Here is a 19,356-nt window from a genome sequence, read left to right as displayed (position 1 = left end):
GCACGGCGAGCGAGGCGGGTGTCAGGTGGCGGCGTTGAGCTTCTTCAGGTAGCGGCTGCCGGTGCGACGGTCGCGGCCCATGAACTTGGCAAGGTTGGGTCCGGTGACATCGAAGCCATCGGCCTTGAGGGCTTTCACGGCAGCCTTGATCTCGTCGAGGCCGGGCGACGGACGGCCGGGCCGACGCTTCGCGCGAGCCTTGGCCACTTCGTCCATGGACAGTTCCTCACCGCCGACAGTGGTCCGTGCACGGGGAGCGCTCTGTTCTTGAGGCCCGTCCTCATCGGCGATCGTTTCGGCTGCCGCCGGCACCTCGCGGGCGGCTCGAATGATCATGTGTGCGACGTGGCCCGCGACGATGCCCGGAACAGTGGAGACGGCGGCCGTGAGCGTCATGGACGATTGCATGTACCCAGCGGCTATCCAGTGGGCGACGATCTGTCCGACGACGGTCATGGACAGGGCGCCAACAGCACCAGCAACGGCGGTACCGCGCCCTTTCTCGCCCTTCTTTCGGGACTCGACGAACCAGACGGCGAAGCAGGCGTAGACGCTCATACAGACCGGCATCCCGGCGGCGGTCAGGGGCCCCCATCCAGCGGCGCGAGCCAGCTGGTACTCACCCGGCGCGGACATGGCGAGGGCGACAGCGAGGACGAGACCGCCGACTGCGTAGACGTACCGAGGCATTGCAGGCGTAGGCACGGGGTGCCCCTTTCCGGATGGTGCTGACGGTGTGCGGGCGGCCATCAGGCGCGCATGGTGGCGCGGGCCGCCCGGAAGACGGCGAGACCGGCTTCGGCAAGGGGCTCACGCTCGGCGCTGTCGCTGGTCGAGTCTCCGGTGACCTTGTCGGGCGCTTCGGCTGTGCCGAGTGCGCACCCGGCACAGATCCCGGCGTCCTGGTCGACGGGGAGCAGTCCTCGGCACTGGGGGCACTCGTGCATCTGCTGCCACTGGCGCCTGCGTTCCGGGCGCTTGCGCTCAAGGCGGTCGGCGATCAGGCGTGCAGGGGAGTAGATCTTCGGCGGTAGGCCCTGGGTCACCGCGTCGGTGATCTCGCCGACCGTCGCCCCACGGTCGAGCCAGTCAGCAGCGGACGGGGCGAGCCTGCTCACGTGCCGCTCGGAGAGCTTGAGGCGGCTGTCGATCGCGGCAAGGCGGCGCAGGACGCGTGCGGCCTCCGCTGTCTGCTTGTCTTCCGTTCCGCTGATGCCCTCCCGCTGCTCAGCCCTGGGCGAGGTGTCGGTGTCGGCGTCCTGGGGAGGGCAGGGAGGGTTCTTTCTCCCGTCCTTTGAGGAGTCCTTTTCCCCCTTGGGGGACGTGCCCGTGACGGTGGTACCCGCAGGGGTGGTGACCGGGCGGGTGGGAACCGGGGGTGAGGCAAGGTTCGGCAGCTCGTACACGTCCACGGAGGAGACGATCTGATTCGACTCCTCGTCGCGGCCGGTCTTCGTCACCCAGTAGCCGAACTGCCGCAGCTCGGCCACGGCCTTGGCGACCGCGGACCTGCCTTGCGGGTAGTCGTCCGAGAGAGTGCGGACGTTCTCCTTGACCCCGTTGGGCAGGGAGAGAACGAGGGCCAGGATGCCGCGTGCCGTGTGGCTGATGCGCGGGTCCTGGATGGCCCTGTTGGCGATGATCACGAAGTCGCGTTCGTGTCGGGGGATACGATGGATTTGCATGGGAGTAGCTGCTCCGGTGCCGTGCCCCGGGGCGTTGCGAGCGCCGCCGGGGTTCTCAGTACAACAGTGTTAAGTCGGGACCACGTCCGTGGTTGGTCATAGGTTGACACTTAGATGGAGTGCGCGTCAACCTTGATCACCGTTAACATGTGACCTTGAGACCAGTTCCCGTTGCTGCATGCACGAAGGGGGCGCCATGCCCAGTACGAAGATCAAGAACGAGCAGGAGGCTATTGACTGGCTAGAGGAAGGGCGCACTTACGCCTGGATCGTCGAGCAATACAAGATCAAGTACGGCATCGATACCACGGTCGCCATGTGGTCCGCTTTCAGGCGGCGGCGCGGAATTCCCACCCGCGTCACGCGCGACACCGACCTCATCCCGTGGCGCGTGCAAAAGAAGCACATTATGGCCTATCCGCTGGCCATGCTCCGCGCCGAGGCGCGCAGGCGGGCGGGCGAGGAACTGAAGGGTCGTACCGCCTCGAAGCTGGAGAGCTGGAAGGCCGCGCTCACCAGGGATGAGCGAGTCGTCTACTACGATCCCGACACCGAGGACGGATTCTTCTACGTGCCCCGCGAGGAAAGGGACTCCGATCTCATCCGCAAGCCCGCCACCGGACTTCGCCCGCCGAGCGACGACTAGCACCTCCAGAAATCCCCATGCCCCCGCGCCCGACGGCCGGGGGCATTCTCATGCCCTTCTCATCCTCATTCAATGCCGTGCTCAGGTTTGAAATTTACATGCCACATACCCATGCGTGACCTAGGATCCTCATACCCGTGATGGCCGGCTGAGTCAGCCGAACCCGGGCCCCCATCTCTGTCGCGGCGCCCAGGCTGCCCGCCCCCGCTCGGCAGGGTGAGGACCGAACTTCTGGTACTACCTTAACGATGGGAGGAAGCTTTGAGCGCTCTCTGCCTCACCTACGGCGGAGCCGTTCTGGTGTGCGACCACGAGGAGTGGGTCTACACGATCACCGCCCCCTCTGATGCCCGTCCAGCCGACGTTGCCGAGGCTCTCGCAGCCGCCGAGCTCCTCGGCCTTGAGCCGATCCAGGACGAGCTCCCGGACATCCTCGATGACGGCTCGGTGCTCATGTGGATGCACCCCGCCGACCTGTCCCTCAACCCGTTCGAGACGGAGACCCGCGTCCTGTGCACCTCGTCGATCTGACTCCCGCCCCGTCTGTACCCCGGGACGGCTGGGGCCGCCCGCTCGTCGTCCCCAAGGAGGGAGGCAAGCCCCGGCCGATGACCCGGACCACCACCTTCATCGACTGCCTCGAAGACAAGTCGGCACTCACCGACTGGAAGGCGCGCAATACCTTGCTCGGAGCAGCCGCGCGGCCGTCCGTTCTCGACGCGGCACGGCGGCTCGACCCGGCTGATCCCGCCGACAAGCGCAGGCTGAACACCCTGGCCAGGCAGGCACAAGACATCGCCGGGGCCAGCACCGCACGGGACCGGGGAACTCACCTGCACACCCTGAGCGAGTACGTGGACCGGGGCGAGCCACTGCCCCCCGGCGCCTCGGAGACCGACTTCCGCGACATGGCTGCATATCTGACGAAGACCGCCGTTTTCGAGGTGAAGGCCGTGGAGGTGTTCGTCGTCGCATCTGAGCTGGGGGCGGCCGGCACTCTCGACAGGGCTCTCGCCTACTCCGGGCCCGGCCCGGACGGCACACATGTCGAGGGCCTGTTCATCGGCGATGTGAAGACCGGCTCCGTGGAGTACGGGGCGCTGAAGATGGCCATGCAGTTGGCTGTGTACTCGCGGGGGGAGGTGTACGACTTCAACCGCTTCCCCGTCGACACGACGGACAAGCGCGCGGTCGCGGCGTGGAAGAAGCGAGAGGTCCCGTCCGCCGAGGCCGCCCAGGCGTACAGCCCGCTGCCCGGCGTCTCGCAGGCGTGGGGCGTGATCGTCCATCTGCCCGCAGGGGCCGGGGACTGCACCCTGTACTGGGTCGACCTGGAGATCGGCTGGGCCGCCGCCCTCCTGGCCCGCGAGGTCCGCGCGGCGCGCAGCGCGAAGGGCGTGATGCGCCCATGGGTGTCCGGCGTCACAGCAAAGACCGCTTGTTAACTTAAGTCCAGGTGTTAAGTTAATACCAACAGGAGGGAAGCAGTGAACGCAGAGCAGGCAGAGATGGTCAGCTCGTACCCAGACGGCACGATCGGCGTCACGATCAAGTACGGCAAGGGGTACGAGGAAACCTGGGCGAACTTCCGGGGAAGTGCGGTGAGGCTCCGGGCGATGATCGCCGACTACTTCGGGTTCAAGCCGGAGATGGTCGCAGACCTGTCCCTGAGCGAGCTGGTCGTCGAGGCAACGAACATCGCCCACGGGAACGGCAACCTCGCCGCCTATCTCGGCGCCACGCGGATCGGCGTTCCCCAGCCGGGACAGCCGCAGACCGAGGCCGCCCAGCCCGCGACGAAGGACTCCGCAAGCGCATGGGCGCTGGCCAAGATCAAGGACCAGGCCAGCATTGCCGACCTTCAGAAGTTCTGGGCCAGCAACCAGTCCTTCTTCTCAGACCCCGGCGTGATGGCCGCCTACAAGGCGCGCGGCAGGGAGCTGCAAGCCGCATGACACGGCACACCTCCCACATCGTTCCCTTGGTCCTCGCGTCCGTCCTCACGTACGTGCCGAGCGGTGAGCCCCGTCTCTCCGGGACGCGTCCCCTGTACCTGTACCCAACCGAAGGAGCCCCCATTTGTCCCTGAACATCGTCGACATTCCCAGCACCGGTGGCGGCTGGCTCAAGCCGAATGACGTGAAGGGTGCCTTGGCCCTGCTGGTCGAGGTCAACTCGTACGAGGCCCAGCGCCCCACCCCGAACGGCCCGAAGGACAGTGCGCTGTGCACGATCAGCGTCTTCAAGGACCGTGCCGCCCTGGACGCCCTCAGCCCTGAGGTCAACACAGGAACCCGGGTTGAACAGACGCTCCTCGCCCGCGATCTGGCGGGCCTCGTCGGCGCCGCCACCATCGTGACGGTGGCCCAGATCCCGCCGACTCGCCCCGGCGCCCACCCTGCATGGGTGTGGCGCTCGGTCAATGACGCCTCGGTCCGCCAGGCCGTCATCAAGTACGCCGAGCAGCGGGAGGCCGCGGTGACCGCAGCCGCCGCGAACGCGCCCACCTTCGACTAGCGCACCGGGCCGAGGGGGCGGGCCCCGACCGGCCCGCCCCCGCCCTGACCCAGCAAGGAGTCTCCACTGCTCACACCGGCACGATCGCTCGCGATGCACAGCGAGAGCGGCAAGGAACTGCCCAGAGTCCCCGCCTTCGAGGCCCTGTACAGCCTGGGATGCCGCCCCCGCCACGGCGAGGTCATCATGATCGCGGGCAGGAGCGGCACGCAGAAGAGCGGCTTCGCCCTGTACTGGGTGGCCCAAATGGGCCTGCCGACGCTGTACTTCTCGGCCGACATGTCCGCGTTCACTGCATCCTCGCGGCTCGCGTCGATGATGACCGGCGACACCACGGAGATGGTCGAAGCCGGGATGGCTGCCGGCGGGCGGCATCGAGCCGAGTATCTGAACTCGCTGTCCGGCCTTCCAATCACCTTCTCCTTTGGCTCCCCGATCGCCTGGGCAGCAGTCGACGAGGAGCTCGAAGCATGGGTGGAACTGTGGGACTCATACCCACAAGTCCTCGTCTTCGACAATTTGATGGATTTCTCAGAGTCGGAGTCGGACTACAGCGCGCAGATGGCCGTGATGAGCGGCCTGACCGAGCTGGCCCGTGCGACGGGCGCCACGGTGATCGTGCTGCACCACGCATCGGACAAGTCATGGGAAGCCAAGAGCGACCCCTGGGCCCCACCGTCCCGCGACCAGGTGAAGGGGGGCCTCTCGGAAAAGCCGGAGTTGAGCCTCTCGGTTGCGCTCGACCCGCACAGTCACGAATACCGGGTCGCCGTGATCAAACAGCGCATGGGCCCGTCGGACCCCACGGCCCGACGCTCCGCGTCGATGCGCTGCCACCCCGAAGTGACCCAGTTCTCCAAGCTGGAGAGGCTGGCTCCGGTCGTCCCACCACCGCAGCCGTGGTCACCAACAGCCATCCTCAACAAGCAGTAAGGGGTTTTAAGTTAATGCCAGATGTGACCGCCCGGAACCGGGCCAACAAGCGCAGGGGCGCAGCGTGGGAGATCGACTTCAACACGGAGATGCGGGCGGAGGGATTCGACATCGAGCGCCTCCGCCTGGCGGGGAAGGATGACGAGGGCGACCAGGTCATCCGCGAGGGCGGCGGCCTGTTCACCGTCGTCGAGAACAAGAACGCAGCGGCGTTCACTCCCGGCCCGTTCATCGACGAGATGGAACGCGAGGTCGCCGCGTTCGCCCGCCACCGAGGCATCGACGTGCGCAGGGTTGACGGCATCGTGGCCGTCAAGCGCCGGGGTAAGCCGTGGCACCAGGCGTATGTCCTGACCACGGTGGACCGCTACTTCGGTCTGGACATCGAGTGAACGCATGGGTCTTCGAAGAGGCCGCCGAGCATGAGCGGCTTCTGATCGAGCTGGGCCGCTTCACTCCGGAGACCGCCGGAGACGCAGGACTCCACTCGCTCGGCTACCGGTCCGACCGGGGCTGGTTCGCCGGGCGGAGAGCGGCATGAGGTTCGCCCGGGTCGACCGCGACCACGAGCGCGAGGGCAAGCGGCCCGACCTGGAAGCCGTCTTCGAGCACTACGGCATCGACTTCAACTCGCAGAGGGCTGCCGGGATGACGCGGTGCCCATTCCACGACGACGAGACGCCCTCCTTCTCGTGGAACACCGACAGGCAGCTCTGGAAGTGCCACTCCTGCGGCAAGGGAGGCGACGCATACAACCTGATCATGGAAAAGGAAGGCATCAACTTTGTCGGCGCGAAGTCCCTTGCAGCCAACCACCGATTCGCAACGCGCGATGATGGAGGAGGCGACCGCGACCTATCAGGCAGCAATTACGCCAGCCGCCGCGCAGTATCTCCTCAACCGGGGAATCGATCCCGCCCAGGCGGCTACACACCGGCTTGGCGTCGTCGGTGACCCCTTCCCGGGGCACACTCGATTCCGCGGAATGCTGACCATTCCGTACCTGGGGCACGACGGCCGGGTCTTGGCGATCCGGTTCCGCTGCCTCCAGGACCACGACCACCGCAAGTACGGTCACGGCAAGTACAACTCCCTCAAAGACGACCCGCCGAGGCTCTACGGCATCAGCGACATTCACCAGGCCGGGGACACTCTGGATTTGACCGAGGGGGAGTTCGACCGTCTCATCCTCCGGTCTCTCGGCCTCTACGCGGTGGCGGCCCCCGGCGCCTCGCTGTGGCTCGGCCGGCACCGGCGGATGATCGCCGGATTCTCGCGTGTCCGTGTGTGGGGCGACCCGGACGACGGCGGCGCCCAGTTCACCGCCAAGGTGTGCAGATCCCTCCCCCGGTCCGGCAAAGGCGTCCGGCTCAAGGTCGGCGATGTGTCGGAGACCTACCTGCGGGAGGGCGCACGGGCCCTCCTGGCCTTGGCCGAGTCGGCGGCACTCCCGCCCTCGGTCGCCGAGTCCCACCCCAGGCAGGCGCCATGAAAGCTCTGGTATGCCCGGACTTCATGGGCGGCCGGGGCTGTGGGTACGTCGGGCCGATCGGCGGCGATCTCGCCGACGCGAGGGAACGCCTGCGGGATCACCTGCTGCACAGTCACAGGAAGGGCGCCTGGTCGACGGGAGAGGCCGAGAGCGCCGCCCGCCGGGCCCGTCCGAGATGCGCGGAAAGGGCTGTGAGGCTCCAGCTCACCTACGCGATGCGCCGAAACGTCGGCCTGCCGGGCTCCCCCGGCCCTCGGCTCACAGGCATCTGGATAGCCCTCGACTGCGAGGGGCGAGCCGCATTCCAACGCGGCATCCGAGAGGGCGTCGCAACCAAGGACATCGTCTGTTTTCTCACCGAGTACGGATTTTGTGTGTCCGCGTCGACCATCCGGCGATACCGGCGCCGACTGCGCCAGGAAGAGAGCACCAGGCTTGAGCAACGCCTCTGGAATGACCGGGACAACCGTGGCCAAGCCCGCCTCCCGCAAGGCACCAGCGTGCCAGCCCGATCAGATCGACCGGGAGGCGCAGTGACGAAGGCCGAAGCGTTGCGCGAGGCGGCCGAACGGCTGGACAAGCACGAGCTGAACGACCCCTGGGGCGCCGACTTCTACGTCCCGCCGGGGCTCCGCGAGGCAGCGTGCCTGCTGCGCGAGTGGGCGGACGAGGGGGAGCGGTGACCGGCCTTCCAGGCGAACCCGGTCCGACTCTGGCCCGCATCTGCGAGGAGCTGGGGCCCGACGTACGGGAGGCCGTCGTCTTGCGACTCCTCGACCACACCGCCTCCGCCGAGCGCCTGGCGCTCATCCTCCGCAGACACGGCCACTCCGTGTCCGCATCCACCATCCGCACATACAGGCGCCGACTGCGCCAGGAAGAGAGCCACACCGCTTGAGCAACACTCTCCTCGACGACCTTCTCGCAAAGCCCGTCGGCCCCTCCCTGCCCATCCGCCGGGCCGACCCGGACAAGGACTTCACCCACAAGCTCGAAGTGTCCGGCGACGCGGCCGAGGTCACCGTCCGTGTGCCTGACGGCATCGACACCGAGTCCACGGCCACTGAGGTGCTCCGCGCACACCAGCTCGACCCTGCGGAGTGGGAGGTGAAGGGGTTCAGGTCGAGCCGGTGGACCATGCCGTCCGGTGAGGACGGCGTCTCGGCGCGCTTCTCCTTCGCCCGGCGGAGGTCGGGCGCTTCCGTCGAGCAGCCCAGTATCGACGAGCTGCTGCGGGTGTTCGACGAGGCCGCCGGCTTCGTGCCGGTTATCGAGGACGGCGAGTTCACCTTCCTCGTCGCGCTGGGCGACATGCAGTTCGGCAAGATCGATGGCGACGGATACATGGGCACCCTGACGCGGGCGATCGAGTGCATCGACAAGGCCGCGCACCTGCTGGAGGTCTACCGCACCCGCTTTCAGATCGAGCACGTCCATGTTGCGTGGCTCGGAGATCACATCGAGGGCTTCGTCTCCCAGGGCGGCGCGAACACCTGGAGGACGCAGCTCAGCCTCACCGAGCAGATACGCCTCACCCGGCGCCTGATGGCACACGCCGTCATCCGCTTTGCTCCAGCCGTCTCGCGCCTGACCATGGCGGCGGTTCCCGGAAACCACGGTGAGGCCGTTCGGCCGGGCGGCAAGGGCGTGACCCGTTACGACGACTCCCACGACACGGACGCCTTGATCTCGGTCGCCGAGGCCCTGGCCCTGGCCGGGGAGGAGTACGAGCACGTCGAAATCTTCGTCCCGGACAACGACGAGCTGACCGTGGTGGTCGAGTGCTCGGGGTCGGTCGTCGCCCACGCACACGGGCACCAGTGGCGGCCCGGTAAGCACTTCGAGTGGTGGAAAGGGATGAGCTTCGACAAGACCAGCGCCATGCACACGGCGGATCTCCTGCTGGCCGGACACCTGCATCACGAGTTCGTGGACACCGACGGGCCGAGGACGTTCGTCCAGGTGCCGGCCATGGAGTCCGAGTCGACGTGGTGGCGGCACCGCACCGGCACCAGGGGTGCCCCCGGCCTGATGGTCATGGTCACCAAGGACGGCGAAGTGCCTGTCAAGGAGGTGGTCAGGTGACCGCCCCCCCGGCCGAATGGGGCGTTCTCTCGCGCCCCGGGGTGCTGGCCCTGGCGGGCCGGGCGGCCCGCCGCATCGCCAACGGCTACGAAGACACACTGACCATGGAGTACGAGGACGCCCGGCAGGAAGCCGTCATCATCCTGGCGACGAAGCCAGCGATGGTGAACGAGTGCCTCGACGACCCAGATCTCGGCCTCGGCGTTCTCTATCACCGCCTGGTGCTCGACCTCGTCGACCGGGTGAAGACAGAGGCAAAGCACCGCGTCAGACACACCTCGTACGAGGGCGTCACCGAAGCGGCCGGGGGGCGGGTATGAGCGGATACGACCGGCGCCTCGTCGAGCATCTGCTCCCAGCAGTCTGGAGCACGGACGCCGCGTACGGGCTCCGCTCCCCCGTCGCCCCGGATCCGGACATGCCGAAGGGAACAGTCGACCCCCGTTCCGCGAGCATCCTGTTCGTCCACCTCGCCGACATCCGACAGGCGTGGAAGAACTGCGAACTCTCCCTCGCTGAGAGGCGGGCGCTGTTTCTGCGCTACGGCCTCGACTGGCCGGACGACCTGATCGCCGCCCGCGATGGGGTCACCGGTCGGGCTGTCCGGTACCGGCTGGAGCGCGGGGTGGGCAAGATCGCGGCCTGGCTCTCCGGCCAGCCGTACGTGGACGGCTACGAGTCCTTGGGGAGCGCGTCCAGCAGGTGCTGAAAGTGGGAGTTGCTCCGGGCTGAGTCCTTCACCCCCAGGCGTTCCGTGGACTTGCGGCATGTGACCTCTACGAGAGTTTCCACGGCAGCCCGGTCCGCCTGTCTCCAACTGGCGAATCCGTTGAGCCATGCCAGGGCATCTTCCGGTGGCTGGCCGTAGCTCATGAGCCAGGTGGCCGCGTATGCGGCGTCGACCCACGGGGGGCCGAGTGCGGGCATAGCCCAGTCCACTACGTACGCCTGTCCTCGGCCGATCAGCACGTTGTGCGGATTCATGTCCGTATGCAGCAGGCGAGTTCCACGCAACGCTTCCGCCTCCCCCGGCTTCAGATATCCAGCAAAGGCGTCAGCCAGTTGAGGTATCGGGAATGCTGGTGTCTTCAGCCGGTGCATCATGTGGAGGACGGCGGTCAAGTGCCCCAGGTCAGGCGTCCCGGGGCCATAGTCGATGTGTCTGCCCTCGATGTGGACGAACGCGAGACAGACCCACCCTGCTACCTCAAAGCGGTGCCGGATCATGGCCCCGATGCCGCCAATGGCTCGGTTGATCCGCTCTTCGCACAGCAGGCCGGTCATGCCCTTCTCGTCGCTGAGGCGCACACCCTTGAGGAACAGGAGCCCGTTCCTGCGGGTGTGGATCCTAAAGGCCAGGGTGCAGTTGAATCCGGTGTTCACGGTCTCGACAGCGTCCACCTCCCCTGTGCGCTTCTCGATCGCGGCCCGCAGTTCAGCCGGCAGTTCTTCCCACCGAACTCGTTCAATCATTTGCCCCCCATATCGGTACGGGGAGGGGCGTCGGCCTACCCGACACCCCTCCCCTGCCTAGATCACTGCTTGGTTGCACCGCACTTGCGGCAGCGCTCGGCACCGCTCCAGGGGCGCCAGTCATGGTCACACTCGCTCAGAATCCACGGTTCCTTCATAGCCGAACCTCTCTTCTGTCGGGTGGTGCGTTCCCCCGGCCCGGATGGGCCCCAGGGGTTTCCCCCGCCCTGCTGGACAGGCTGTCCGCCTGTCTGCGGGGCGGGAAGTCTCGTGTCTACCACTTGGCCCGTCGGGGCCTCAGCCGCTTGCTACCGGCCTGTAGAGCCCATGCGAGGAGGGCCACTTCGGCGCGGGTACGAAGGGGGATTCCCCAGTCGGTGAACCGGCCCCGGAGCCATGTCCGGTCCACACCGTACGAGCGGGCCAGGGCCGTCATCGGCTCCCGCTTCAGGTACCGCTCGACCACGAGAGTTCTGTCCTTGAGGACACGTCCGCGTGCGGCGAGGGCTTCCGGGGACAGGCGTGGCACTGGCTGTTTCTCCTCGTGAGGGTGGTGTCCCGCCGGGCTGTCGCAGTGAGTTCAACAACCCGGCGGAGGTCATGCCCGCCCCCGCCGGTTCCATCGAGCTTGGGGAAGCTGATCGGTCGGCTACCGGCAGGGGGCGGGGGTCGTGTCCCGCCGGGCTGGCAACCGTCACGCAACCAGTCCGGCGGGGGTAGGGCCCGTCCCCGCTGTGACCACCATGGGGCGCACGGATAGGTCGGACAGCGGGGACGGGGGATCAGTAGGCGGTACGTGCCGCCTGGGTCACTGCGGAACGTCCCCGTATGGGGACCTCCCACGATTCGAGGGTGGTTCTCAGCCATTTGTGCGTGACGCCGTAATCGGCCGCGAGAACGCCGAGCGGAACCTTGTCGAGGTACCGGCGGGTGATGGTCTCCCGCGCCCGGTGCACGGCCGCCTTGGCCGCTTCCATCTCCTCTGGCGTGCGCCGGACGTTGCGCCCGTCGCGGGTGACACGCTTCTTCGGTGCCGGTTCGCGGGCCGCAGCCCTTCCGGGGCTCACGTGGGCTTGGGCCTCATGGAGTTCCCGGAAACCCTGCGCGGCGATCACCCCGTCCATGTCGCCTTTGGCGGACTTCTCGCGGATCGCGTCCCGGACGGTCTTGCACGGGGGACAGTCCTCCGACGGCGGCCCCTCCTGAGGGGCAATGAGTTCTTCAAGGGTGAGGGTCACTACGGGGTTCTCCGGGTTGGGGTGGCCCCGGCCGGGACCCATGGGGGCAGGTCTGCGGCCGGGACCGGTCCGCCCCCCGCTGGACTCGTCGGCCCGGGGGGAGCCTTCCGAGTACGCGTACCGGCAGGGGGCGGAGTCTTCAGGGACTGTTCCTCACGGTGACGACCAGGAGGAACGCGACAGCCGCGTAGGCGAGGGCGTAGCCGAGTGCGACGGCGCAGGAGCGGAGCTTGTTCACGGGGTTCCTCCTCGGCCTGTACGGCGGTCGTTGTCGGCCCGCACCCAGGCGCGGAGCCCGGCGAGTACGGGACTGTCCGGAGGCTCGTCGGGGGGCTCCCGGCCCGCCGGCTCAGCGGGGTCGCGGTCGGGGCAGTCCGGGTTGGGGCACCGGCACGGGGGGTACCGGAGGGGGTTCTCGTCCCTGCCCGTGCGCCGTTCCCTGCCGGGCTCTTCGGGCTTGTGGGGGTGGGTTGCGATGAAGCGGCTGAGCCTGCGTACCCCGGCGTGGTCGCCCCGGGCGCGGCAGCGTTCGCGGGCGGTGTCCGCGTGGCCGCATCCTTTGCACCCTTCGACGGCGACGGGTTCGAGCGGGGGGCCGGGGACGGCGGGGGGTTCACTGCCGTTCACGGTCCACCACCTCTTTGAGGTACCGCCGGAGCCCTGCTTCCGCCTGCCTGAGTACGGCGGGGGTGCCGGTGGTCCAGCCCTGAACGGGTTCGAGGAGGACCCATTGCAGGGGTCCGTTGGCGCGTAACCGGGCGACCATGACGGCGAGGTCTTTGCTGTGGTTCTCGCTGCTGGTCATCGTGGTCGCCGTCCCTTCCCGGCCGAGGTCACTCCTGCGTGTGACTTCCTGGTTACAGCATCGGCCCGGAGGGCTACGCTCAACAGACCGAAAGGTTGGACAACAGCAACTGTCCAAGAAGCGTGGGGGGTTATATGGCTGTCGAATCCGAGCCCGGGGAGCCGATCAAGGGCATCGCTTCACCGCTTGCCCACTTCGGGAGCGAGGTCAAGTTCGAGCGGGAAGCGCTGGGCATTTCCCGCATTGAGCTGGGCAAGGAAGCGGCTTGCAGTCAGTGGCTGGTAGCCAAGATCGAGACCGGTGAGCGGGTCCCTCAGCTCGCCTTTGCCGAAGCCTGTGACCGTGTCTTCCCCCACTCCCGGGGACGCTTCGCCCGACTGTGGCCACTCGCGATGAGGTACGCCTTCCCGCCATGGTTCCGCCAGTACGTAGAGCTGGAGTGGCAAGCAACCGTGGTGCGCATGTTCCACTCACAGCTTCTCCCCGGGCTGGTGCAGACACCGGAGTACGCGAGGGAGGTGCTTCGGGCTGGACGCCCGGACAACCTCGATGATCTGGTTACGGCCCGGATAGAGCGTCAGCGCATCCTCACCCGGGACAACCCCGCGCGACTCTGGCTGGTCCTCAATGAGTCAGCGCTGAGGCACTGGGTAGGTGATGCATCGGTGATGCGAGCCCAGCTTGCCCACCTCCGTCGTCTGGCGGACACCCCAACGCACCGTGTGCAGATCATCCCCGCATGTGATTCCAACAACGTGGCGGCGAGCCCGTTCGGCCTGTTGTCCTTCCGCGAAGGAGAGGACGTTGTCCATGTGGATGGGTTCCCGCGCGGGTATGTCCTGGCGGATCAAGACGACGTTGCAGCCGCCCAGGATGCCTATGATCTTCTCAAGACCATGGCCGCGCCGCTGAGCGAGTCGGCAGCACTGATCGACTCCATTTCAAAGGACTGTTACTCATGACCCTTCCCCCGATCCCCGCACCGGACTGGACGAGTTCGAGCTACAGCCAGAGCAACGGCGGGGAGTGCGTCGAATGGGCCCCCGGGTACGCGTCCACCACTGGCGTCGTCCCCGTTCGGGACAGCAAGGTCACTGACGGGCCGGTTCTCATGGTGTCGCCCACGGCGTTCGCCGGACTGGTGACCCTGGCCCGGGACACGCACATCTGAAACGCCCCCACTGGGGCCTGCGGGTCCGATGTGAACCCTCGCTCCCTTCCGGGCGGGGGTTCTTTCATTCGGCCGCCTGCGGCCCTTCGGTGCCCCCTGTGTCGTCACAGGGCTCCGCATCGCGTCACAGGTCCAACGGCGGAGGTGCCGGAGCCACTGCCGGGGTCACCATGCCGTTGTCCTCCAACGCGATCTCGTCCAGCTCGACACTGCGAACCAGCACGCCCGGGAGGTCCTCGAACCGGCTCAGCGCGTCGGCGATGGCCTCGGTCAGCGTCTCGGCCTCGAAGGAGCACGTGAACCGAGAGTAGCCCGGCCGTTCCGCCAGGTGGATGCGCCCGTCGTGGAAGCTTGCCAGTTCCGTCAGCCTGTCGTCCTGCTCTTCGGTGAGGGCATCCTGAAGGACCAAGGTGAAGTACCAGTTACGCACAGTTCCGATGCCTCCGGATGAATCGATCAATGTCCTGGGCCTCTTCGCTCGGATTCTGCGGGGTGCAGGCCACCGGGTACTTGTCATTGCAAGGGCAACAGATGACGAGCCCCCAGCGGTGCCCCTTCCCTGTATGCGTCACCTTGAGTCCGGCCGCCTCCGCCCTCCGGAGGGCCGCTTCCACATCCTTCTTCTGGTGCCGGCTACCAAGTCCCATGGTCACCACGTACTAGCACCCCCCGCAGGCGGGAGCCTTCGAACCGTGCCCCTATCGCCCTATCGAGTGACCCCCTGGCCCTGAAGTGACCGCGCAGGGCGGCTAACCACTACTTCGCCGAGCAGCCCGCCTCCTGCTCGCCTTCAGCCGACAAGGTCCGGCTATGCGAACGAGGTTCCAGACCGCCGCCCTCTACGCCGAAGCACGGGGCGGAACGGCTCGCCACGGCCCCGGACAGAGGGGCGGCGTGTTGGGACAGATCGCCCAGCGGCTCACTGGGCGGCATGTCACTGGCGTCCGATCCCTGCTGCGTATGGTCCAGGGCGATGCCAGACGCCCCGGGCGCCATACCGCCCACGCCATTCGCGTCGCCCTCGGAGGGAACACTCTCGCGGGCAACCGCGGCTTCATTCACCGCGCGCACCGCGCGCACCGCGCGCACCGCGCGCTGTTCCCCCGGCCCTGCGGTCGCCCCGAAGTAGCCCTGCGCCTGCTGCCCGAACGCTACGGCGGCCACGGTGGCGAGGTTCGGTGCCTTGGTCGCGAACGGGGCGACCAGCTCCTGCCCCGTCTCGGTGTCGGTAGTCCACGTGACCAAGGTGGGAATGTCGTCGTCAATGAGCTTCGTGATCTCCGTCGTGATGGTCACACCACTCTTCGTCTCCGTGATGACCGTCACCTTAACCTCGCCGGTCTTCCTGGAGACCGAAGGGACCACCGTGCTGGAAACACTGAAGGTCGACTTACTCCACCCCTGGAAGGGGTTCAGCGCTCCGATCAGGTCGCCGAGGGCGTCGCCGTAGTCGAAGTCAGTGTCGGACCCGGGCGCCGCCCCACCGTCGAAGGTGAGACGGCTCTTCTCGGACACGCCAGTCGGAGAGTTGTCGCTCTCCGGTACAACCTCGATAGGGCTGCGCTGCTGCCCCACCACTCCCCCTTGACTCTTCTGCGGGCGAGAGCTGGCAGGGGGCTCGGCAGCGCCTCTACTCGGTGCGGTCGAATCGGTCTGGGCGTCGAGGTGGCGCAGGGCGGAGAGGGTGATCAGGCTAAGGGACTTTCCGCCTTGGCCGGAGATGTACTCAGCCCTCTCAAATGCCTTCATCTCCTCACGCAAGGACGCAGGGATGTCGCCAGCATTGAGCAGAGTCGTAGCTTCCGCCTCTGTCAGCCCGGCACGCTTCAGCGCGATCATGAATGAGCTGCGGGCGAGTTCGCTCACCTTGCGACCGGACACCTCTCCAGGCCCAGTGATCGAGCGCAGAACAGAGGCAGCGTCATCGGCGGCCTTCTGGTCGGATGTGCGAGCTGAGGTCGACTCGTCGTCGACAACTATGAGCGGCCCCGGAGCGGGAGCCTCGGCCGTCTCGTATGTAAGGCGCCCCGCCGAAACGGCAAGCGCAACGCAAACGAGTCCGAGACCCGCCGCAGTCATGACAAGGGGGACTCGCCCCTTCGGCTTGCCGGGGAGGTACCGAGACTCAACGCCGATGTCAAGCCGGCGGGTCGGGTCGGAGAGGAACATACAACAGCCCTAGTGGTGGTGCGTGCGTTGGCAGAACCGAGAGTCCGAGTTGATTCAAACTGTATGCTTCTCGAATACGCTTTCGAATCATCTCGCGGCAACGAGCCTGCCACAGGGCTCATACGTTTGCAGTTAATAATCCCTGCGTAGGCCATTTGCCACGTTGCGTGCACTTGCGATGCGCCACCTTGATCGAACGCGCGTCCTCTATGGCCCCGATCCTGTCCCGTAGGCTGGCGTCGCAGATCAGACTGCATGAAGGGCCCAGGGGCCGGAGGGTTGGAGATCATGACCGAGCGCAAGCCGATCGAGGCGTGGCTTACCGACATGGACGGCGTCCTCGTGCAGGAAGGCGTGCCGATCCCGGGGGCCGACGCGTTCCTCAAGAAGCTCCAGGAGTCGGGCAAGCCGTTCCTCGTCCTGACCAACAACTCCATCTACACCCCGCGAGACCTGAAGCGCCGTCTCGACCTCATGGGTCTAGATGTCCCCGTCGAGAACATCTGGACCTCCGCCCTCGCCACCGCTCAGTTCGTAGACTCTCAGCGCCCCAACGGGACGGCATACGTCATCGGCGAGGCGGGACTGACCACGGCCCTTCACGAGGTCGGCTACACGATGTCGGATGTAGACCCTGACTACATCATCCTTGGCGAGACAAGGGTCTACTCATTCGAGGCCATGACAAAGGCCGTGCGCCTCATCAACGCCGGGGCCAAGTTCATTTGCACCAACCCGGACGAGACCGGGCCCTCCACCGAGGGCCCGCTGCCGGCCACGGGCTCCGTCGCCGCCCTGATCGCCAAGGCCACCGGCAAGGACCCGTACTTCATCGGCAAGCCGAACCCCCTGATGATGCGCGCCGGGCTGAACGCGATCGGCGCGCACTCGGAGACTGCGGCGATGATCGGCGACCGGATGGACACCGATGTACTCGCCGGTCTGGAGTCCGGCTTGGAGACGTTCCTTGTCATGACGGGCCTGAGCAGCCGTGAGAGCATCGGGCAGTTTCCGTACACGCCGACCCATGTCGTCGACTCCATCGCCGATCTGGTCGACCTGATCTGAAGCCGCTGGTAACGCAGAAGGCCCTCCCGCTATCCTGGGAGGGCCTTCTGTGATGGTGGACTGAGCGTCTACTCATCGTCACCGTTGGCGACAAACCGCAGGTCAGCGCCAAATATGTTTCGGTAGTCCGGGTCTCACCGAGCACCACGTAGTCCGGGTCGTGGTCGGTGAGGACGTACCCGATGTCGTGGAGCGCGGTGGTCAGACCGGCCTCGCCGATGACGTACGCCGTACCGCCGGGCCGCTGGTCGTCGAGGAACTGCGCGGTCGCCAGCGCGGACGTCCAGATGTTCTCCACCGGTACGTCCAGCCCCATCCGGGCCAGCCGGGCGTGCAGATCGCGGGCCGTGTAGATGGAGTTGTTCGTCAGTACCAGGAACGGCTTCCCGGTCTCCCGGAGCTTGCGGATGAAGGCGTCGGCGCCCGGGATCGGCACACCTTCGTGGATCAGGACACCGTCCATGTCGGTGAGCCAGGATTCGATCGGCTTGCGCTCTGCCATCAAGGGGGCTCCTGCCGTGCGTGGGGCGTACGGATCCGGTCACGGGATCCGGGACCGGCCGGGCGGCCGGACGGGTGTCCGTGTCCCCGTACGCGATGTGCGGGATGCCGGAGGCACGGCTCTGTGGTCCCCCGACACCGACAGCCTAGTCAGCACCCGGCCTGCTGTTCGAGCCCTGATCATCACCCCGGTCGTCCGGCGGCCGCGCGGCGAGCGCGGGGGAGCGGCCGGGGATCGGACCTGGTCACCGGCGGACGGACCGCCGCGCGGGGCGCCGTGCGGGCGCGCGGGCCGGGTTCGCCGGGGCTGTGGTCGGGGCCGGTGGCCGGGCCGGCCGGGGCTCAGCCCCGGGCCCGGCGCAATCCCCGGGAGAGCAGGACGAGCACTCCGCCCGCGCCCAGCACCATCCCCAGCGCGGCGGCCAGCCGGAGGGTGGAGCCGGTGCCGGTGGTGGCCAGTTCGTCACGGGTGACGGTGGCGCCGGTCCCCCGGTCCTTCAGGACGGCGAACCGGTAGTCGCCGGACTCCCCGACCCAGTCGCCGTCGTCGCCGCGCCGCTGGACCACGGCCGCATTGACCGTGACCTGGTTGGGCGGGGTGTCGCCGGTGAGGGCGAGCCGGACCTTGACGGTGACGGCGGAGCGCGCCGCGACGGTGAAGCCCCCGCCGCCGCCTGCCCGCCGGGTGCCGAGCACGGCAACGACCTCGTCCTCGTCGGTGGCTTCCAGCGGTGCGGTACGCCAGCGGGCGGCGCCGGGGTCGTAGAACTCCAGCATCATCCGGGCCGGGGTCAGCCCCCGGTCGCGGGCGGCGAAGACGAGGACGGGGTGGACCTCGCGGCAGGCGCGGCCGGTGGTGTTGGCCAGCTCCACGGCCCACGGTTCGAAGCCCGCGCCGGTGTGGTGCACATCGGGACCGCCGTACAGCCGGGTGGCGATGGGGAAGGCCCCGCCGGTGGCGGACCCGCAGCCGACGGGCGCCCGGTCGCCCGCGATCCCGCTGATCCCGCTGATTCCGGTATGGGGCGGTCGGCCCTCGGCGCGCGCGGCCAGGACCAGGGGGGTGCCGGCGGAGTGAGCGCGGGGAGCGGGGACGGCGGGGACCGTCACCGCGGGGGCGGGGCGGGTTCCCGCGGCGGCGGGAACGGTAGCCGCCGGGGCGGGGCGGCCGGCGGGCGGGGCGGTGGCGGCGGGGGGTTGCGGGACGGCGGGAAGCGCCGGGACACCGGCCACCGCGGCGGGGAGCGCCGGGCTTCCGGTCAGCAGAACGGCCGCGACCGCGGTCGCGGCGACGACGGCGAGAGCGGTACGCGTTCGCATGGGGTGCATCGGCCTCTGTGCTCGGGAACGGGGACTTGCCCCGACGATGGCACCCGGGCCCGCGCCCGGCCGGACGCCACGACCCGGCACGGACCGGAAGGCCTGGCGAATCCGCCCCTTCAGCGTATTGTCCGACTTTCCGACTTACCGGCCGGTGGTAAGCGGGCGAGCGGCGCGACTGGGCGGGGACGAGCACGGCCCCGGCGGTGGCAGGCAGCGACGGCGCGGCAGCGACAGGCCGGGGCGGGCACGG

The 19,356-nt window shown here is 67.8% G+C and carries 26 protein-coding genes and 1 pseudogene; 18 read left to right on the top strand and 9 right to left on the bottom strand.

The genetic code is table 11. The features are described 5' to 3' along the window. Positions 1 to 21: 21 nt before the first annotated feature. Together ACWDR0_RS10320 and ACWDR0_RS10315 are read right to left on the bottom strand one after the other, a co-directional pair. A complete protein-coding gene (locus tag ACWDR0_RS10320; protein ID WP_456351215.1) occupies positions 22 to 558 on the bottom strand; it encodes a hypothetical protein in 537 nt (178 codons plus the stop codon). 191 nt (positions 559 to 749) lie between these two features. Continuing rightward, positions 750 to 1,685, bottom strand: a complete 936-nt coding sequence (locus tag ACWDR0_RS10315; protein WP_456351214.1) for a hypothetical protein — start codon at positions 1,683 to 1,685, stop codon at positions 750 to 752. A 196-nt stretch (positions 1,686 to 1,881) separates the two neighbouring features. Here ACWDR0_RS10315 and ACWDR0_RS10310 point away from each other — a divergent pair, with 196 nt between their 5' ends. From ACWDR0_RS10310 to ACWDR0_RS10240, 15 genes are all read left to right on the top strand, one after another. Continuing rightward, positions 1,882 to 2,331, top strand: a complete 450-nt coding sequence (locus ACWDR0_RS10310) for a hypothetical protein (RefSeq protein WP_456351213.1) — start codon at positions 1,882 to 1,884, stop codon at positions 2,329 to 2,331. Positions 2,332 to 2,592: 261 nt separating this feature from the next. Continuing rightward, positions 2,593 to 2,862, top strand: a complete 270-nt coding sequence (locus ACWDR0_RS10305; protein WP_456351212.1) for a hypothetical protein — start codon at positions 2,593 to 2,595, stop codon at positions 2,860 to 2,862. Next, on the top strand, positions 2,844 to 3,776 hold the full coding sequence (locus ACWDR0_RS10300; RefSeq protein ID WP_456351211.1) for a hypothetical protein: 933 nt from the start codon (positions 2,844 to 2,846) through the stop codon (positions 3,774 to 3,776). The genes ACWDR0_RS10305 and ACWDR0_RS10300 overlap by 19 nt, the downstream gene beginning before the upstream one ends. Before the next feature lie 42 nt (positions 3,777 to 3,818). Next, positions 3,819 to 4,286: a hypothetical protein gene (locus tag ACWDR0_RS10295; protein WP_456351210.1), complete on the top strand. Its 468-nt coding sequence runs from the start codon at positions 3,819 to 3,821 to the stop codon at positions 4,284 to 4,286. Positions 4,287 to 4,410: 124 nt separating this feature from the next. Next, positions 4,411 to 4,848 (top strand): hypothetical protein, encoded by a 438-nt coding sequence (locus tag ACWDR0_RS10290; protein ID WP_456351209.1) that lies wholly within the window; start codon positions 4,411 to 4,413, stop codon positions 4,846 to 4,848. A gap of 93 nt (positions 4,849 to 4,941) precedes the next feature. Next, positions 4,942 to 5,781, top strand: a complete 840-nt coding sequence (locus tag ACWDR0_RS10285; RefSeq protein ID WP_456351208.1) for an AAA family ATPase — start codon at positions 4,942 to 4,944, stop codon at positions 5,779 to 5,781. Between the two features lie 14 nt (positions 5,782 to 5,795). Further along, entirely contained in the window at positions 5,796 to 6,173 is a 378-nt protein-coding gene (locus ACWDR0_RS10280; protein ID WP_456351207.1) for a hypothetical protein, read from the top strand. Further along, positions 6,170 to 6,322, top strand: coding sequence for a hypothetical protein (locus ACWDR0_RS10275; protein WP_456351206.1), 153 nt, complete (start codon positions 6,170 to 6,172; stop codon positions 6,320 to 6,322). Before ACWDR0_RS10280 ends, ACWDR0_RS10275 begins: the two co-directional genes overlap by 4 nt. Next, positions 6,319 to 6,735, top strand: coding sequence for a CHC2 zinc finger domain-containing protein (locus ACWDR0_RS10270; RefSeq protein WP_456351205.1), 417 nt, complete (start codon positions 6,319 to 6,321; stop codon positions 6,733 to 6,735). The genes ACWDR0_RS10275 and ACWDR0_RS10270 overlap by 4 nt, the downstream gene beginning before the upstream one ends. A gap of 31 nt (positions 6,736 to 6,766) precedes the next feature. Further along, the gene (locus ACWDR0_RS10265) at positions 6,767 to 7,273 is read left to right on the top strand and encodes a toprim domain-containing protein (protein WP_456351204.1); all 507 of its coding nucleotides are present in this window, start codon (positions 6,767 to 6,769) and stop codon (positions 7,271 to 7,273) included. Between the two features lie 533 nt (positions 7,274 to 7,806). After that, positions 7,807 to 7,956, top strand: a complete 150-nt coding sequence (locus ACWDR0_RS10260; protein ID WP_456351203.1) for a hypothetical protein — start codon at positions 7,807 to 7,809, stop codon at positions 7,954 to 7,956. After that, the gene (locus tag ACWDR0_RS10255; RefSeq protein ID WP_456351202.1) at positions 7,953 to 8,171 is read left to right on the top strand and encodes a hypothetical protein; all 219 of its coding nucleotides are present in this window, start codon (positions 7,953 to 7,955) and stop codon (positions 8,169 to 8,171) included. The genes ACWDR0_RS10260 and ACWDR0_RS10255 overlap by 4 nt, the downstream gene beginning before the upstream one ends. Next, entirely contained in the window at positions 8,168 to 9,358 is a 1,191-nt protein-coding gene (locus ACWDR0_RS10250) for a hypothetical protein (protein ID WP_456351201.1), read from the top strand. The genes ACWDR0_RS10255 and ACWDR0_RS10250 overlap by 4 nt, the downstream gene beginning before the upstream one ends. After that, on the top strand, positions 9,355 to 9,678 hold the full coding sequence (locus ACWDR0_RS10245; protein WP_456351200.1) for a hypothetical protein: 324 nt from the start codon (positions 9,355 to 9,357) through the stop codon (positions 9,676 to 9,678). Before ACWDR0_RS10250 ends, ACWDR0_RS10245 begins: the two co-directional genes overlap by 4 nt. After that, positions 9,675 to 10,067: a hypothetical protein gene (locus ACWDR0_RS10240; RefSeq protein ID WP_456351199.1), complete on the top strand. Its 393-nt coding sequence runs from the start codon at positions 9,675 to 9,677 to the stop codon at positions 10,065 to 10,067. Before ACWDR0_RS10245 ends, ACWDR0_RS10240 begins: the two co-directional genes overlap by 4 nt. On the opposite strand, the gene ACWDR0_RS10235 is transcribed toward ACWDR0_RS10240, so the two are convergent. The 3 genes from ACWDR0_RS10235 to ACWDR0_RS10225 form a co-directional block, all read right to left on the bottom strand. Continuing rightward, complete coding sequence (locus ACWDR0_RS10235) at positions 10,031 to 10,831, bottom strand: phosphotransferase family protein (protein ID WP_456351198.1); 801 nt, start codon at positions 10,829 to 10,831, stop codon at positions 10,031 to 10,033. The two genes, ACWDR0_RS10240 and ACWDR0_RS10235, sit on opposite strands and share 37 nt — an antisense overlap. Positions 10,832 to 11,613: 782 nt before the next feature. After that, a complete protein-coding gene (locus tag ACWDR0_RS10230) occupies positions 11,614 to 12,069 on the bottom strand; it encodes a hypothetical protein (RefSeq protein ID WP_456351197.1) in 456 nt (151 codons plus the stop codon). Positions 12,070 to 12,682: 613 nt separating this feature from the next. Continuing rightward, a complete protein-coding gene (locus ACWDR0_RS10225; protein ID WP_456351196.1) occupies positions 12,683 to 12,874 on the bottom strand; it encodes a hypothetical protein in 192 nt (63 codons plus the stop codon). 134 nt (positions 12,875 to 13,008) lie between these two features. Here ACWDR0_RS10225 and ACWDR0_RS10220 point away from each other — a divergent pair, with 134 nt between their 5' ends. Next, positions 13,009 to 13,836 (top strand): helix-turn-helix domain-containing protein, encoded by an 828-nt coding sequence (locus ACWDR0_RS10220; RefSeq protein ID WP_456351195.1) that lies wholly within the window; start codon positions 13,009 to 13,011, stop codon positions 13,834 to 13,836. Next, positions 13,833 to 14,045, top strand: a complete 213-nt coding sequence (locus ACWDR0_RS10215; protein WP_456351194.1) for a DUF397 domain-containing protein — start codon at positions 13,833 to 13,835, stop codon at positions 14,043 to 14,045. Before ACWDR0_RS10220 ends, ACWDR0_RS10215 begins: the two co-directional genes overlap by 4 nt. A gap of 124 nt (positions 14,046 to 14,169) precedes the next feature. Here ACWDR0_RS10215 and ACWDR0_RS10210 read toward each other — a convergent pair whose 3' ends face one another. Both ACWDR0_RS10210 and ACWDR0_RS10205 read right to left on the bottom strand, forming a co-directional pair. After that, positions 14,170 to 14,475: a hypothetical protein gene (locus tag ACWDR0_RS10210; protein ID WP_456351193.1), complete on the bottom strand. Its 306-nt coding sequence runs from the start codon at positions 14,473 to 14,475 to the stop codon at positions 14,170 to 14,172. Between the two features lie 326 nt (positions 14,476 to 14,801). Then, positions 14,802 to 15,911, bottom strand: a complete 1,110-nt coding sequence (locus ACWDR0_RS10205; protein WP_456351192.1) for a hypothetical protein — start codon at positions 15,909 to 15,911, stop codon at positions 14,802 to 14,804. 591 nt (positions 15,912 to 16,502) lie between these two features. On the opposite strand from ACWDR0_RS10205, the gene ACWDR0_RS10200 reads away from it, so the two are divergent. Next, positions 16,503 to 17,282 carry an HAD-IIA family hydrolase gene (locus tag ACWDR0_RS10200; RefSeq protein WP_456351267.1) on the top strand — a complete coding sequence of 260 codons (780 nt, stop codon included), beginning with the start codon at positions 16,503 to 16,505 and terminating at the stop codon, positions 17,280 to 17,282. A gap of 124 nt (positions 17,283 to 17,406) precedes the next feature. On the opposite strand, the pseudogene ACWDR0_RS10195 reads toward ACWDR0_RS10200, so the two are convergent. Both ACWDR0_RS10195 and ACWDR0_RS10190 read right to left on the bottom strand, forming a co-directional pair. Beyond that, positions 17,407 to 17,784 (bottom strand): annotated as a pseudogene (locus ACWDR0_RS10195) (TIGR01457 family HAD-type hydrolase); the annotation flags it as partial. Between the two features lie 341 nt (positions 17,785 to 18,125). Further along, on the bottom strand, positions 18,126 to 19,103 hold the full coding sequence (locus ACWDR0_RS10190) for a hypothetical protein (RefSeq protein WP_456351191.1): 978 nt from the start codon (positions 19,101 to 19,103) through the stop codon (positions 18,126 to 18,128). Between the last annotated feature and the right edge of the window lie 253 nt (positions 19,104 to 19,356).

The organism is Streptomyces sp. NPDC003691, assembly GCF_053981115.1.
The sequence above is the reverse complement of the archived record's forward strand: the minus strand, read 5'-3'. Positions and strand labels throughout refer to the sequence as shown.

Bases quoted from the DNA above. Each gene is read 5' to 3' on its own strand.
- ACWDR0_RS10280 (WP_456351207.1), top strand. From the start codon at position 5,796: ATGCCAGATGTGACCGCCCGGAACCGGGCCAACAAGCGCAGGGGCGCA.
- ACWDR0_RS10270 (WP_456351205.1), top strand. From the start codon at position 6,319: ATGAGGTTCGCCCGGGTCGACCGCGACCACGAGCGCGAGGGCAAGCGG.
- ACWDR0_RS10215 (WP_456351194.1), top strand. From the start codon at position 13,833: ATGACCCTTCCCCCGATCCCCGCACCGGACTGGACGAGTTCGAGCTAC.
- ACWDR0_RS10315 (WP_456351214.1), bottom strand. From the start codon at position 1,685: ATGCAAATCCATCGTATCCCCCGACACGAACGCGACTTCGTGATCATC.
- ACWDR0_RS10285 (WP_456351208.1), top strand. From the start codon at position 4,942: ATGCACAGCGAGAGCGGCAAGGAACTGCCCAGAGTCCCCGCCTTCGAG.
- ACWDR0_RS10200 (WP_456351267.1), top strand. From the start codon at position 16,503: ATGACCGAGCGCAAGCCGATCGAGGCGTGGCTTACCGACATGGACGGC.
- ACWDR0_RS10265 (WP_456351204.1), top strand. From the start codon at position 6,767: ATGCTGACCATTCCGTACCTGGGGCACGACGGCCGGGTCTTGGCGATC.
- ACWDR0_RS10190 (WP_456351191.1), bottom strand. From the start codon at position 19,103: ATGCGAACGCGTACCGCTCTCGCCGTCGTCGCCGCGACCGCGGTCGCG.
- ACWDR0_RS10240 (WP_456351199.1), top strand. From the start codon at position 9,675: ATGAGCGGATACGACCGGCGCCTCGTCGAGCATCTGCTCCCAGCAGTC.
- ACWDR0_RS10310 (WP_456351213.1), top strand. From the start codon at position 1,882: ATGCCCAGTACGAAGATCAAGAACGAGCAGGAGGCTATTGACTGGCTA.
- ACWDR0_RS10220 (WP_456351195.1), top strand. From the start codon at position 13,009: ATGGCTGTCGAATCCGAGCCCGGGGAGCCGATCAAGGGCATCGCTTCA.
- ACWDR0_RS10235 (WP_456351198.1), bottom strand. From the start codon at position 10,831: ATGATTGAACGAGTTCGGTGGGAAGAACTGCCGGCTGAACTGCGGGCC.
- ACWDR0_RS10225 (WP_456351196.1), bottom strand. From the start codon at position 12,874: ATGACCAGCAGCGAGAACCACAGCAAAGACCTCGCCGTCATGGTCGCC.
- ACWDR0_RS10320 (WP_456351215.1), bottom strand. From the start codon at position 558: ATGAGCGTCTACGCCTGCTTCGCCGTCTGGTTCGTCGAGTCCCGAAAG.